The organism is Pseudofrankia sp. EUN1h, assembly GCF_001854645.1.
In the GTDB taxonomy this organism is placed as follows: domain Bacteria; phylum Actinomycetota; class Actinomycetes; order Frankiales; family Frankiaceae; genus Pseudofrankia; species Pseudofrankia saprophytica.
On the sequence record NZ_MBLN01000042.1, the window covers coordinates 312,462 to 326,463 of the forward strand.

Annotated in this window: 13 protein-coding genes; 5 read left to right on the top strand and 8 right to left on the bottom strand. The window is 71.7% G+C overall.

Annotated elements, in window-relative coordinates; all coding sequences use genetic code 11:
• Positions 1 to 7: 7 nt before the first annotated feature.
• Positions 8 to 694, bottom strand: coding sequence for a response regulator (locus BCD49_RS10540; RefSeq protein WP_007509724.1), 687 nt, complete (start codon positions 692 to 694; stop codon positions 8 to 10).
• Positions 691 to 1,998 carry a sensor histidine kinase gene (locus tag BCD49_RS10545; protein WP_007509722.1) on the bottom strand — a complete coding sequence of 436 codons (1,308 nt, stop codon included), beginning with the start codon at positions 1,996 to 1,998 and terminating at the stop codon, positions 691 to 693. The genes BCD49_RS10540 and BCD49_RS10545 overlap by 4 nt, the downstream gene beginning before the upstream one ends.
• Before the next feature lie 188 nt (positions 1,999 to 2,186).
• On the opposite strand from BCD49_RS10545, the gene BCD49_RS10550 reads away from it, so the two are divergent.
• Positions 2,187 to 3,146: a type II CAAX endopeptidase family protein gene (locus tag BCD49_RS10550; RefSeq protein WP_007509721.1), complete on the top strand. Its 960-nt coding sequence runs from the start codon at positions 2,187 to 2,189 to the stop codon at positions 3,144 to 3,146.
• Here BCD49_RS10550 and BCD49_RS10555 read toward each other — a convergent pair.
• Positions 3,084 to 4,019: an aldose 1-epimerase family protein gene (locus BCD49_RS10555; RefSeq protein ID WP_007509719.1), complete on the bottom strand. Its 936-nt coding sequence runs from the start codon at positions 4,017 to 4,019 to the stop codon at positions 3,084 to 3,086. The two genes, BCD49_RS10550 and BCD49_RS10555, sit on opposite strands and share 63 nt — an antisense overlap.
• A gap of 107 nt (positions 4,020 to 4,126) precedes the next feature.
• Positions 4,127 to 4,876, bottom strand: a complete 750-nt coding sequence (locus tag BCD49_RS10560; protein WP_007509718.1) for an enoyl-CoA hydratase-related protein — start codon at positions 4,874 to 4,876, stop codon at positions 4,127 to 4,129.
• Between the two features lie 592 nt (positions 4,877 to 5,468).
• Here BCD49_RS10560 and BCD49_RS10565 point away from each other — a divergent pair.
• Positions 5,469 to 7,013: a class I adenylate-forming enzyme family protein gene (locus tag BCD49_RS10565; RefSeq protein WP_007509716.1), complete on the top strand. Its 1,545-nt coding sequence runs from the start codon at positions 5,469 to 5,471 to the stop codon at positions 7,011 to 7,013.
• Positions 7,014 to 7,173: 160 nt separating this feature from the next.
• On the opposite strand, the gene BCD49_RS10570 is transcribed toward BCD49_RS10565, so the two are convergent.
• Complete coding sequence (locus BCD49_RS10570; protein ID WP_007509714.1) at positions 7,174 to 7,728, bottom strand: hypothetical protein; 555 nt, start codon at positions 7,726 to 7,728, stop codon at positions 7,174 to 7,176.
• Positions 7,729 to 8,110: 382 nt separating this feature from the next.
• On the opposite strand from BCD49_RS10570, the gene BCD49_RS10575 reads away from it, so the two are divergent.
• Positions 8,111 to 10,954 carry a DUF7507 domain-containing protein gene (locus BCD49_RS10575; protein WP_071041439.1) on the top strand — a complete coding sequence of 948 codons (2,844 nt, stop codon included), beginning with the start codon at positions 8,111 to 8,113 and terminating at the stop codon, positions 10,952 to 10,954.
• Between the two features lie 112 nt (positions 10,955 to 11,066).
• On the opposite strand, the gene BCD49_RS43100 is transcribed toward BCD49_RS10575, so the two are convergent.
• Positions 11,067 to 11,264: a hypothetical protein gene (locus BCD49_RS43100; RefSeq protein ID WP_007509710.1), complete on the bottom strand. Its 198-nt coding sequence runs from the start codon at positions 11,262 to 11,264 to the stop codon at positions 11,067 to 11,069.
• Between the two features lie 268 nt (positions 11,265 to 11,532).
• On the opposite strand from BCD49_RS43100, the gene BCD49_RS10580 reads away from it, so the two are divergent.
• Entirely contained in the window at positions 11,533 to 11,976 is a 444-nt protein-coding gene (locus tag BCD49_RS10580) for a hypothetical protein (RefSeq protein WP_232794199.1), read from the top strand.
• Positions 11,977 to 12,245: 269 nt separating this feature from the next.
• On the opposite strand, the gene BCD49_RS10585 is transcribed toward BCD49_RS10580, so the two are convergent.
• Positions 12,246 to 12,842, bottom strand: a complete 597-nt coding sequence (locus BCD49_RS10585; protein ID WP_007509707.1) for a hypothetical protein — start codon at positions 12,840 to 12,842, stop codon at positions 12,246 to 12,248.
• Positions 12,843 to 12,880: 38 nt separating this feature from the next.
• Positions 12,881 to 13,399 carry a hypothetical protein gene (locus tag BCD49_RS43485; RefSeq protein ID WP_007509704.1) on the bottom strand — a complete coding sequence of 173 codons (519 nt, stop codon included), beginning with the start codon at positions 13,397 to 13,399 and terminating at the stop codon, positions 12,881 to 12,883.
• 70 nt (positions 13,400 to 13,469) lie between these two features.
• Here BCD49_RS43485 and BCD49_RS10595 point away from each other — a divergent pair, with 70 nt between their 5' ends.
• The gene (locus tag BCD49_RS10595) at positions 13,470 to 13,697 is read left to right on the top strand and encodes a hypothetical protein (protein WP_007509702.1); all 228 of its coding nucleotides are present in this window, start codon (positions 13,470 to 13,472) and stop codon (positions 13,695 to 13,697) included.
• Positions 13,698 to 14,002: the final 305 nt, after the last annotated feature.

Sequence of the window (14,002 nt, forward strand, 5' to 3'; positions counted from 1 at the left end):
TCGTGAACTACGGCGCCGCCTCCGGGAGCGGGGTCTGGCCGAGCCGCACCACTCCTGCCTCGTAGGCGAGGATGGTCAACTGCACGCGGTCGCGCGCTCCGAGCTTGTCGAGCAGGTGGCTGACATGGGTCTTGGTCGTGGCCAGGCTGATGAACAGCCGCTGGGAGATCTCGGCGTTCGACATGCCCTGGGCGACCGCGGCGAGCAGCTCCCGCTCACGGGAGGTCAGCCGGCCCACCAGCTCCTGATGACGGGCGGAAGGCGCCGGCACCGTGGCGAAGTGGGTGATGAGCCGGCGGGTGATCCGCGGCGCCAGCAGTGCCTCGCCCGCGGCGACGACGCGTACCGCGGCCAGCAGGTCGGCCGCCGTGACGTCCTTGAGGAGGAACCCGCTCGCGCCCGCGCGCAGAGCCTCGTGCACATACCGGTCGATCTCGAAGGTGGTCAGGATGAGCACGCGGGTGTCGGCCGTGGCCGGGTCCTCCGCGATCCGCCTGGTCGCGGCCACGCCGTCGAGGTGGGGCATCCGGATGTCCATCAGCAGCACGTCCGGCCGGCAGCGGCGGGCCAGCGCGACGGCCTCCAGCCCGTCGCCGGCCTGGCCGACCACCTCCATGTCCTGCGCGGAGTCGAGCAACGCGACGAAGCCGCTACGGACGAGTTCCTGGTCCTCGACGACCCCGACTCTGATCACGGGCGCTCCGGATGGGGCAGTTCGGCGCGGACCTCGAAACCGCCGCCGGGGCGAGGGGCCGCGCTGAACCCGCCGCCGAAGAGCGCGGCCCGTTCCCGCATGCCGGTAATGCCGTGACCAGCGCGGGCGGGCGCCACGATCGTTCCGTTGCCGTCGTCGCTCACCGTCACGAGCAGGGCATCGGGGCGGTAGACGAGGACGACGTCGGCGGCGGTTCCGCCGGCATGTCGCAGGACGTTTGTCAGCGCCTCCTGGACGATGCGGTACCCGCACGCCTCGGCCGCCGAGGACAGCGTCCGCGGCACGCCCTCGACCGCGACCCGCACGGTCAGCCCGGCGTCCTGGAACCGGCGGACCAGGGGTTCGACGTCGGCGAGGCTGTGTACCGGGTCCGCGGTGTCCTCATCCGGTTCGCCACCCTCGTCACGCAGAACCGCGAGCAGCCGGCGTAGCTCGTCGAGGGCGTCGCGGCTGGTCGCCCCGATGACTCCGAGAGACCGTCCAGCGGCGTCCGGGTCGGTGTTCGCGAGGTGCTCGCCCACGGTCGCCTGAACGGCGATGACGCTGACCGTGTGGGACAGGATGTCGTGCAGCTCCCGGGCTATGCGCAGCCTCTCCTCGGACACCAGCAGGGCCGCGCGGTCCGCCTCGGCCGCCGCCCGCTGCTCGGCGGTGTCGGCCCGCGCCACCAGCATGGCCCGGCGGTCGCGCAGCAGCCGGCCGCTCAGCCAGGACGCCCCGATGAGGCCGTACGTCCAGCTCACGTTGTCCGGCCCCAGCCCAGGCGGATGGGCGAGAACGACGATCCCGAACCCGGCGGCACCGATGCCGAGGCCGGCCGCCGCGGCCGGTGGGTCGCCATGGTAGGCGAGCGAGAGCAGCAGCACGCAGGCGACGAGTGGGAGCACATCGGTAACGTCGTGCCCGCGCAGCGTCATGACGACGATGGCGCAGGTGCAGACGGTCACCGCGGCGAGCGGGTACACCCGCCGCCAGGCGATCACCACCGTGCCCGCGACCGCGAGCGCCACGGTGAGCGCGTCAGGCCTCTCGAACCCCGTCTGCCGCCACGCGACATGGGCGACCAGCCAGGCGACGACCACCGTGACGGGGACGGCGACGACGCTGTCCAGCAACCGCGGGCGCGGCGAGCGTGACACCCGCGGCACCCGCGGCGAACGAGCGGCCTCAAGGGAGGAACGCGGCGAACGCAGGGCCGAGCCGAGCAGCAGCAGGACCTTGCCACGAGCGGCGTCGATCGTGCCGCCCGCCCGCGAACGGGCGGTCCGCACCTGCGTCGACATGGCCACGGGCGGAGCGTATGTGGAGGCCGCCCGCCCAGGAATCGTTCGCAAGGATGACGCCGCCGGTCTGGACGTCCTTCTGAAGTGAGGAAGGCCGGCGACCCGCGCCCGATGTGGCGGCCGGGTCGCAACCGTGATTCTCCAGGTGACCGGTCGGCGTCGGTGCCGGCCTGAACCGGGAGACATTCATGATCGGCCGCAGTTCCGCGGTGCGCCAGGCGACGATTTTCATCGGTCTCGTCTACGCCGCCGTCATCGCCATCGCACTCCTGTTCCCGGGTCGGGACGGACCAGCACCGCTTCTGTCGATTTTCGTGCCGACCCTCGCGGTGGTGGCCGTGACCTTCGGGTTCACGCCCCGTGGCCGTCGGCGGGAGATCTGGGCCGGCATGGGCCTGAACCGGCCGGGCTGGCGACTATGGCCGGCGGCCATCCTGGTTCCCGCCGCGGTGGTCACGGTTCCGTATGTCATCGCCTGGGCGGCCGGCATGATCGGCGTGCACGAGGTCCTCATCTCCCTGCCCGACCTTTTCCTCACGGTCGTGGTGTTCACGGTCGTCATCCTGGGGGAGGAGATCGGCTGGCGGGGCTTCCTGCTGCCACGGCTGCAGTCCATCCTTCCCCGGAACCGGGCGGCCGTGGCCACCGGTTTCCTGCACGGCCTCTTCCACGTTCCGCTGCTGACCATGACGGCCAGCTACGACGCCGACGGGAGCCGGTGGATCATCACGCCCGTCGTGGTTCTCGCGGTCACCTGCGCCGGGGTCTTCTATGCGTGGCTTCGCGACGCCAGCGGCAGCATCTGGCCGGTCGCCGTCGCCCATAACATGGTCAACTCCGTGGTGGACTACGCCTCGACCATCGTCGTCGCCTCCTCGCCGAGTGCCCTCGCCTACCTTGCCGGCGAGTCCGGTCTCGGCACACTCGCGGCCATCGCCGCCGTCGCCGGCTGCCTGCTCGTCGGGCCCCACCGCCGTACCGCTCCCGCCGGCGCGCGCCGTGGCGACGATGGGATCAACGACGGGATCGACGACGGGATGAAACGAGGCGGGGCGTTCACGGACCTGGATGGTGGGACGACGGTGTCACAGGTCGGGGGAGATGCCCCAGGAGCCGCCGAAGCTCTCCCCGGGCTCCAGGACGCGTAGTCCCTCACCGGAGTTGAAGGCGTCAGCGGGGCAGGTCTGCGGCTCGACGGCGATGCTGCGGCGCCGCTCGTGGGCGCTGAGCGTGTCGCCGGTGAACACCTGGATGTAGTCCCAGGCCTCGTCCATCCAGACGGTGACGGACCCGCCGCCGGCCGGCGCGGCGAGGACGACGCGAGCGCGGCCGTCGGGGTCGCGGCGCGGCGCGGCGAAGCAGTGGTCGATGATCAGCGGCCCGACGGGGCGCGCGGCGCGGAAGTCGAACGGCCCACCCGCGACGTCCTGGGTCCCGGTCGGGATCAACCGGTCGTCGACGAGCAGCACCCGCTCCGTCGGCAGGGTGAGCGTGACGTCGTCGGCGCGCACCGGCGCGCCGCCCGGCCCGGGAACCAGCAGATACGGATGGGCGCCCAGGCCGACCGGTGCGGGGGTCGCCGACAGGTTGGTCGCCGTCATGGCGACCGTCAGGCCGTCGTCGCCGAGTCGGTATGCGGCGCTGACGGCGACGGTGAACGGGTAGCCGGACTGGGCACGCACCACGAACGACGCGGTGGCCGCCGCGGGGCCGGTCCGCTCCAGCTCCCAGGCCGACCAGCGGGCGAGGCCGTGGATCGCGTTGCCGGTCTTGGCCTCGCTGATCGGGAGCTGCTGGGTCTTCCCGCCCCATGGGTAGCGTCCGCCGGCGATCCGGTTCGGCCAGGGCGCGAGCAGCTGGCCGCTGCTGTGCGGCGCCATGGCGTCGGCGGGGTAGCCGTCGAGCACCCGGACGCCGCCCACCCGGTAGTCACGCAGCCCGCCGCCGACCTCGACGATCGTGACGGTGCTGTCGGCATGGCTGAGCTCCAGCTGCCGCCCGGACGGCGCGATGGGTTCCACCGGGCCAGTATGGCGGGGCGCCGGCGGGCGCCGGCGGGCGCCGGCGCGAGCCGGGCCCGCGTACGCGGGCCCGGCTCGCCACCCATCAGCGCCTGGTCAGCGCCTGGTCAGCGGCCGACCCAGTTCGGCTTGCGCTTCTGGGCGAACGCGGTCGCCCCCTCCTTGGCGTCCTCGCTGGCGAAGACCGGGGCCACGGCCTTGCCGATGCCGTCCCAGTCGGCCGCCGGCACCTCGCCGTGCATCAGCGCCTTGGTGACCTGGACGGCCAGCGGGCCGTTGTCCGCGATCGCGTCCGCGAGCTCGAGCGCGGTCGTCAGCACGTCGGCGGCCGGGACGACCCGGTTGACCAGGCCCACCTCGTAGAGCCGCGCGGCCATGACGGGCTTGCCGGTGAGGCCGAGCTCGAGCGCGAAGGCGAGCGGCACCCGGGTCGGCAGGCGGGTGCCGCCGCCGGCCGCGATCAGGCCGCGGGAGACCTCGGGCAGGCCGAACTTGGCGGTCTCCGCGGCGACGATGAGGTCGCAGAACAGCGCCAGCTCGAAGCCGCCGCCGACGGCGGTGCCGTTGACCGCCGCGATGATCGGCTTGGGGTACGCCTGCCGCATGAAGATGCCCAGGCCGGGGCCCTGCACCTCCATCGCGCCCGGGGTGACGAAGGCCTTGAGGTCCATGCCGGCGCAGAAGATCTTCTCGCCGGCGGCCGTGAGGACGACGGCACGGACCTCGTTGTCCTTCGCCGCCTCCTCGAAGGCGTAGCCGATCCCGGTCATGGTGGCGCCGTCGAGCGAGTTGCCGGCGTTCGGCCGGTTGATGGTGACGACGGTGACCGGACCACGCCGTTCGACGTCGACGGACATGTGCAGCTCCTTCGCGGGCGCTGACGCGCTGGGTGGCGTCGCTGGTTCGTGGGCGTGGCTGGCCGAGGGCCAGAACCACATTCTTACCTAAAAGAACGGCAATCAACGGACGTCGCCCGACGATCCGCGTCCCGACGGCCGCGGCGGCCGAGGTCTCGCCCCCTAGAACTTGATTCCTATCAGGGGTTGGCCACCGGCGCGCGTGCCCGTGGCGACCGGCGTGACCGGCATGATCGGCAAACCTCGGGTGGCGCCGCCTTCCCCGGCATCCGGCTGTCGTTCAGGCGGGATCGGCGCCGTGAGCGCAGGCCGGGGGTGGCCGCCGCCCTGGCGCCGCCAGGAATGTCGGGCGGTACGTATCGTAGAACGACGATCTTTTCCGGCTGGCGGCCGGCGGTTCCTGCTAAAAGACGTGTGACGGCCACGCCGGCGGACCTGTGACGATCGCTGCGAACAGTTGCGCGCCCTGACCGCCGGATGCAAGCGTCTAGACACTGATGCCCAGGCCTGAGCAGGCTTTCCGTGTCGCGCCGCGGGCGCGTCGCAGGCGGTCGCTCGGTCTGCCTGTGGCCCTTGACGAGCGGGAGTGCGGATGACGATCGCGATGCTGCTGGACATGGCCCGCGGCGCCTATGGCGAGCGAATCGCCCTGGGCTCGCGCTCCGGTGGCGGATTGTCATATGAGGAGCTGGGGGCCCGGGTCGCCGCCGGCGCTGCCGCGATCAAGGCGTCCGGTGCCGAGCGGGTGGCGTTCATCGGCGTCAATGGGCCGGCGTTCCCCGTCGTCCTGTTCGCCGCCGCCTCCGCCGGAGTGCCGATCGCGCCGCTGAACTACCGCCTGTCCGCCGAGCAGCTGCGTGGCCAGATCGCCCAGCTCGGCGCCGCCCTGGTCATCGCGGACGAGGTCTACCGGGGCGCGGTCGAGGGCGTCGACGGCGTCGCGGGCCTCGTCACCACCGAGGAGTGGTTCGCCGCCACTGCCACCCCGCTGCCCGACGCGGACCCGTTCGCGGACCTCGACCCGCTGGACGTCGACCCGGACGCCACCGGCGTCCTGCTGTTCACCAGCGGCACCACGTCCGCGCCCAAGCGGGTCATCCTGCGGCACTCGAACCTGATCTCCTACGTCCTGCAGACGGTCGAGTTCGCCTCGGCGGAGGAGGACGACGCGATCCTGGTGAGCGTCCCGCCGTACCACATCGCGGGCGTCGGCACGGTGCTGACGAACATCTACTCAGGCCGTCGGCTGTGCTACCTGCCGAACTTCGACGCGCGGGTCTGGCTCGACACGGTCCGCGTCGAGCGGATCAGCAACGTCATGCTGGTGCCGACGATGCTGGTGCGGATCGTCGAGCTGCTCGACGGCAAGCCGGCGGAGGCCCCGCACCTGCGCTCCCTCGCCTACGGTGGCGCCCGGATGCCCGGACAGGTGCTCGAGTCCGCGCTCGCCGCGTTCCCGGACACCGGGTTCGTCAACGCCTACGGCCTGACCGAGACCAGCTCGACGATCGCCGTGCTCGGCCCCGACGACCACCGCGAGGCGTTCTCCTCCGACGACCCCGCGGTGCGGGCCCGGCTTGGCTCGGCCGGCCGTCCGGTGCCTGGCGTGGAGTTCCAGATCCGCGACGAGGCCGGCAACCCGGTCGGCGTCGGCGAGCCTGGCCTGCTGTGGGTGCGCGGCGAGCAGGTGTCCGGCGAGTACGAGGGCCTGGGCTCGGTACTCGACGAGGAGGGCTGGTTCCCGACCAAGGACGGCGCCTACCTCGACGCCGACGGCTACGTGTTCATCACGGGCCGCAGCGACGACACCATCATCCGCGGCGGCGAGAACATCGCCCCCGCCGAGATCGAGGACGTCCTCGGCCGGCACCCGAAGCTGCGCGACGTCGCCGTGTTCGGCGCGCCCGACGACACCTGGGGCCAGAAGATCATCGCCGCCGTCGTCGTCCTGCCCGACGAGACGGCGACCGCCGACGAACTGCGCGACTATGTCCGCGCCCGCCTGCGCGGCTCCCGCACCCCCGACGAGGTGGTCTTCGTCGAGGAGCTTCCGTACACCCCCACCGGCAAGCTCCTGCGCAACCAGGTGGCCCAGCTCGTCGCCGATCGAGCCGAGGACGAGCCGGTCGGTTCCTGAGGCGCGCCGGTCCGTCGGTCTCCACGGATCGGTGGAGGCCGACGCGTTGGACGTCCGCGACGACGGCCGCGCCTTCGACCCGACCGGCCGACTCCGGGCGCCGCCCCTGACGGGGGCCGGCTCCCGCGTCCCGGACCGGTCGTCCCGGATCCTCTCCGAGCTACGTCGGGACCGAATCGGCCAGCGGCAGCTGTGGGTCCTTCGGCGGGCCGCCGCCCCGGCCGGCCGACCTGAACAGGGCCGCGGTCGGGTCGTGGCGGCGGGGCTGACGGTGTCGCCCGGGCTGGCGCGTGCCGTCGGCCGCGCCCGGTACGGCGGTGGCGAAGGCCGAGCGGAGGCGGTGGCCGTTGACGCGCAGGACGACGGTCAGCATGAGCAGGCCGCAGGCGACGTGTTCGAGCTTCAGCCAGCCCGGCAGGCGCGGCATGACGAGCACGGGCGTGACGGTGACGGTGATGATGGCGGAGACGATCCGCAGCCGCTGGAACGCCTGGCGGATCCCGCGGGCGGCGCGTCGGGAGAGTATGACCACGACGATGCCGGACAGGACGCGGCCGCCGGCCGCGGCGTAGACCATCGGGACCTGGCCGCGCAGGACGAGGGCCGCGAGCAGCGCCACCACGCTGAGCCCCAGGTACCCGGCGGCGAGCAGCTGGACTCCGGCGAGAGCCGCCTGCGCGCGGGGCTGGTCGGCGGCGTCGAGTGTGGTGTCCACGAGCTCGCCCGCCTTTCGCCAGAGCCCTCGCCCCATTGACCTGCTGATTCTTTCATGAACCTGGTGAGGGATGACCAATCGGGACGGACACCTGACACCGTCGCGAACGGCTCGGCGCGGACCCGCCGGGCCGGCCGCACGCGGGCCGACTCGGCACGAGGGCCGCAGGATGGCCCGTTGCCACCGACACGCTGGCCACCTCACCGACGGCGACGACGCGCCGCGCACGAGTTCCGCGACGCTCGATCACTCTGTGTAATCATCGCCGGCGTGTCCCGTAACTAGCTGGGACGCATGACCGCGCTGTGCTGGTCCATCGACGTCCGCTGCCGGCCCATCGGAGTCCCGGGCGTCGGCGGGCGGTCCAGGCCGAGGAGCGAGCATGTCGAGACGTCTACCGCGGGGCCGGACGCGTCTGCTCGCGTCGGCCGGATCCGCGGGCCCGCTGGCCTGGCTCGTGCCGGCCGTGGTCGCGCTGACCGTGCTGACGGCCGCGGCGGCCGCGGCGGCCCCGGCCATGGCCGCGACACCGCCCGCTCCCGGCGGTCCGTCCGCTGCCGCGGCGACGCCGGCTCCCGCGATCACGGTGGCCACGTCCGTGGCGCCGGGCTCGTTCTCCGGCGTCGGCCAGACGCTCGACTACTCCTACCTGGTGACGAACAGCGGGGACACGCCGCTGACGAACGTCGTCGTCCACGACGCGCTCGCCGGCGTGTCGCCGGTGACCTGTTCGGCCACAGAGCTGGCCCCCGGGGGAACCAGCACCTGCGGCGCCACCTACGTGACGACCCAGGCGGACGTCGATCGTGGGCKGGTCGAGAACACCGCCGTCGCGAACGGCACGCCGCCGTCCGGCCCGCCGGTGACCTCGGCGCCGGCGCACAGCTCCGCCAGCTCCACGCTCCCACCCCTGACCGGTTCGATCAGCGTCGTGGGCCCGGCAGTTCCGCCCGTCTTCTCTATCCCGCCTGGTTCCCAGTCATCTCCGCTGACCGTCACCTTCGTCGTCGCCAACACTGGTGCCACGCCGCTGCAGGAGATCTCCATCCAGGCGACGACACCGCCGGGCACCGACCTCTTCTGCCCCAAGGGGGAACTCGCTCCCGGTGAGTCCATGAACTGCAACAGCCTGACCACGACGACCCAGACGGACGTGAACCGAGGATCGATCTACATCACTGCCGTCGTCACCGGCCGGCTCGCCACCGGCAGGTGGACGTCGGCGGCCACGACCGTCTTCGCGCACGCCTTCCAGAACCTGAGCATCGGGATAGGTTTTGGGGGCTCGGCCACCTCTTTCAGCAAGGCCGGTGATCCGGTCACCTTCACCTACCAGTTTGTCAGAACCGGAAACGTCACGCTGACCGACCTCACGCTGGAATCGTCACAGGCTGCCCCCGGCGTGCTCTGCGCCAAGACGGTGCCCCCAGCCGGCCCCGGCGGCCCGATCAACAACACGGGCTTCTGCACGGTCAAGACCGTCGCGACCCAGGCCGACGTCGACGCCGGCTTCATCTCGGACGTGGCMCGCCTCGTCGCCACCACGCCGACGGGCGAGCTGACCACCCTGCCGCCGGCGGTCGCCACCGGGCGACGAGAGGGCGCCGGGCCCATCCCCCCCACGGCCGGCGCGATCTCCCTGGCCAAGTCCGCCGCGCCGGCCGAGTTCGTCGGCGCGGGCCAGCGGCTGGACTACTCCTACCAGGTGACGAACACCGGTCCCGTCGGGCTGTCCGGCGTCCGCGTCGTGGACGGCCTGCCCGGGCTGACCCCGGTCGCCTGCCCGGCGACGACGCTGGCCCCGGGCGCGGCGATGACCTGCACCGCCTCCTACCTCACCACCGACGCGGCCGCGAACGTCGGCCAGGTCCGCAACGACGCGTTCGCCTACGGAGCGGCGGCCGGCTCGCCGCCGGTGACCTCCGCCCCGGCGGTCACGACGACACCGGGCCGGCCCGCGCAGCAGCCGAATCCCGCCATCGCCCTCGTGGCGCAGGTGGCGCCAGCCACCGTCCCCGTCACACAGCAGGTCCTGCACTACACCTACCTGGTGACGAACACCGGCAATCTCCCCTTGGGGAAGATCAGAATCACCGAGGCTCTGAAAACCGGGTCGATCTCCTGCCCCGTCGACGGGCTGCTGCCCGGCGTGACGATGTCCTGCACCGCCGACTACAGCAYCACGAACCAGGACGTCGCCCGGGGCTCGGTGGACAGCCAGGCGGTAGTGACCGGGCAGTCCCCGTCGATAGTGACCGGGCAGTCCCCGTCCGGGCCCCCGGCAATCTCGGCGCCCGCGGAGACGTCCGCGACCCTGCTGCCGAGGGCGACGATCTCGCTGGGAAAGTCCATCGTCCAGACGTCGTTCACCGGCCCGGGTGAGCCGATCGACCTCACCTACGTCGCGACGAACACCAGCAGCCAGCCGCTGACCAACGTGGTCGTGTACGACGCTCTGGCAGGTGTGTCACCGGTGCGCTGCGCCGCGACGAGCCTCGCTCCGGGCCAGTCGACGACCTGCACCGCCAGCTATGTCACGACGCAGGCCGACGCCGACCGGGGCGGGTTCAGCAACAGCGCCTGGGCGGCGGGCACGCCGCCGTCGGGTCCGCCGGTCGTCTCCGAGCCGTCGATCGTGACGCTGTCGGTACCGGTCCTGTCGCTGGTGAAGACCGTCAACGCCACGTCCTTCACCGCCGCGGGTGAGCGGCTGACCTACCTCTACATCATCACCAACCGCGGCCCGGTCGCACTCACCGGCCTCGTGGTGAACGACCCGATGTCCGGCCTGTCGGCCGTGGACTGCCCGGTGACGACACTGGCCGTCACCGCGACGACGATCTGCACGGCGAACTACGTGACCACGCAGGCCGACGTCGACGCGCGGAAAGTCGAGAACGTGGCGACCGCGAGCGCGACACCACCGTTCGGTGCCACGGTGACCTCGAAGCCTTCAACCACGTCGGTTCTGCTGCGCTCCGGCACCGGCCCCGCCGGACCGCCTGGGCCTGCCGGGCCTGCCGGGCCGCCTGGGCCTGCCGGGCCTGCCGGGCCGCCTGGGCCTGCCGGGCCTGCCGGGCCTGCCGGACCGGCTGGGCCCGCCGGACCGGCAGGGCCGGTCGGACCTTCCGGACCTCCCGGACCGCCAGGTCCACCCGGACCATCTGGCGACCGGGAATGGAAGATCGACATCGGGAAGATCCGGATCCCGCCCCTCTTCGGGTAGCCCGCGGTGAACGACGTCGCGGCCCGGCCAGGCTGCCCGGCGACGGGCGCCTTCCGGGCAGGCCGAGTTGTCAGCCGATCGACCGCGAGCTAGCCGACCTGCGGGCGCAGGGCTATGTGATCACTTCCTGTCGAGCCCCGGGCGTGGTGGGATGGGGCCAAGAAGGTCGGGACCCCGCCGCAAGCCACGACGGGGTCTCGAACCGTCCGTCTACGCAGGCTTCGTAGAAGCCCTCGTCCTTGACGAAGAACTGCCGGTACTCGACGTCGACCTTCTCGTCCAGGACGGCCTGTGGCGCTGCATCGGCCATGGCTACGCACTCCCCTGCGTCACACCGGTCGCGATACACCGTCCTACCGCTCCGGCTTCTATAAAGGCGCAGACGCCATCTACCAGGAGCGGTTTGAGGAGTAGTCGCTCGGCAGCGCTGTGGTCGGATGGCCTCGTGCTCACTTGCGCTGCCGCCTATCCTTACGTCGTGACGAACAGAGGCCGTGGTCGGACGACGTCGGCCGTGATGATGTTCTGTTTGCCGGTGGGAGCACTCTTGATGGCCGGGCTGCCTGACGCTGCCCGACGTGGAGGACGAATGCACGGCCGAGGATATGCGCCTTGCCAAGAGCCTGAACAACCTTTCAGTGCTTGGAGTGCGTCCCGTCGGTGCGACTCTTGCGGATCGGGGTGCCGGCTACGGCTGTGGCGACAGCTCGGGCACCCCGTATGCGAGCCGGACCTACCGCCCCGCGGACAACACGGTCACTGAGGTGGCGGAGTTCTACCGTCACGCTGCGCCCGCAGCAGGCTGGACGCTGAAGGACGCCGACGACATCTATCCCGGTCAACGGGTCTGGTACGGCGCGAGACTGTGCTTCTCTAAGTCCGTCGACGGTGTCGCCGTGTTTCTGTCTGTGATGTTTCCAGGTGACTTCGACGATGGACCGGACGATGTGCTCGGGCCGGATCCCCGCGACTTTAGCCTGGACGTGTCCGCGGATCCCGACGGAGGCTATATGTCCTGCTAAAGATTTTCGGTTGCCGACTGGACCGTTGAGAAGGCCAGCGAACAAGGAGCGACGGTGTCCAACGTCGTCGTACTCCAGTCGGGTCGCCAGTGGGATCAGGTTTCCCTGGTCCCACTGTGACCTGACTGCGGGCTACGACTCCCGCTTGGCGCTAAGAGCCTCCGCAAAATCCTCGTCCGAGGCCGTACCGAAGGGATCGCTAAGCCTCCACGCGGTGGTACGGCAGCAATACARCACCACCCGCAGTGCTTGCGTGTCGGTCATACCTGCTAGTTCACCAGGGTAGTTGATTTTAGGTCGTCCCAGGTGACGATCTCCCAGACGAGGCGTTCCTGGACCTGGCCGGCGGCCGCGACCCGGACCTCGTGCGGAATGGCCGTCCTGCCGTCACCGAGGGGCGGGCACACCGCGCACGTCACGACCGGCGCCTGGCTCGCCCGCCGCTGTTGCAGCATGCCGGCGACCGCCAGCGCCAGCGCGGTCCGCCCCGGCGAGACCCCCGCCGGGCACACGACGACGGTTCGGACATGCGCGAGCCTCGCCATGCTCAGCGCCACCCGGACGAGCTCGCCCCGCGCCAGCTCGACGAAGTGCAGGTCGGCCCACGCGTCCCCGACGACCGCCCGGGACCGCCGCTCGACCAGGCGGCCGGCGTGCTCCGGGGTCGCGGGCCCGGGGGCTCGCCGCAGCAGCAGGCCGGCCCGGTCGGGCAGCGCCAGGCTGACCAGCTGGGACCGCCCCGCCCGCCCGGCGTCTTCCGTGTTTCCCGCGCTCCTGATGCTCTCGGTGTCCGGCACGACGACCCGTGCCGCGCTACCCACGACCGTCTCCCCGTCCTCACTGGTGTCGTGCCTGGTGATGAACACGTGTGCGCCCTCCGTCGCCACCACTGGTCGCCCGCCCGTCAGCTGAACAGGGAGCGCCACGGCGTCGCCGGGCCGTCGTGGACCGCCGAGCGCCAGAAGAAGGACTCGGCGAAGTCCTCCGGCTCGATTTCGTCGTCGGCCTCGTCGGCCTCGTCGGTCGTGGCGGTCGTGGCGGTCGTCGCGGCGGCGCCGTCCTCGGCGGCCGGGGCCGTCGCGGGATCCGGCTGGCGGTCGGTGTCCGGCCGCTGGTCGTCGTCGGTTCGCTCCCCGGGGGGCGACAGTGCGAGGCCGACCGTGGCGACCGCCGCCGCCACCTCGTCCGCCCACGGGATCTCCTCCGCCTCGGGCGCCGCACCCACCCGAGCCGGGCTGGCCGGACGAGCGCCGTGCGGGCCGAGACGGGTGGCCAGCCCGGCACGGCGGGTCCGGGGTCCCCTCGTGTCGTGCGGCGCGGTCGCTGGCGCGGCCGGCTCGTCGGCTCCRGTCGATGTGAGTCTCCCGGCTGGCTCGTGTTCTGCTGCCTGGTCTTGGTTGGACGTCCAGTCCTGCTTGGGCACGGCTCCTCCTGACGCTCCCGGCTCTGTCGTACCCGACAGTGTCGCACCCATCAGTCCTACCGTCCGCAAGGTGGAGCGCTTCGTAACCATCGGCTACCTGATGAAGCGCCTAAAGGTGGGCCGTACGCGCGCGTACCAGCTCACCCGGCGCCCGTCCTACCCCGCGCCCGCAGGCACGGCCGACCACATGCGCATCTGGCTCAAGGCCGACGTGGACGCGTGGCTGACCGCTCATCGCCCCGACGCCGTCCCCGAGGAGACCACCGACGATGACGATGACGGCGGCAAAGGCGCCTAGCGGCAGCGGCTGACGTCGGCGCCGATCTGCCGGCTAGTGCCGCCTCCGACAGGGTTCGCCCGGTCCTGGCGTCCCCATGATCGCTATTTGAGCCCTGTGGTGGTCGTAACCGGGCCGGTTTCGTAGCCACCAGGGGGCGCCAGCGCCGATCAAGGCGACGGGCTGACCTTGGCGGTCACAGCACTAGTGTGCCCCGTCAGAAATTAGGCGGGTAAGTACTACTCTGTCGCTATGGTGCGTTCCGGCTCTGCTGCGGTTGAGGTCGTCCTGTCTGAGGACGAGCGTGGCGAGTTGGTCCGGCGGCT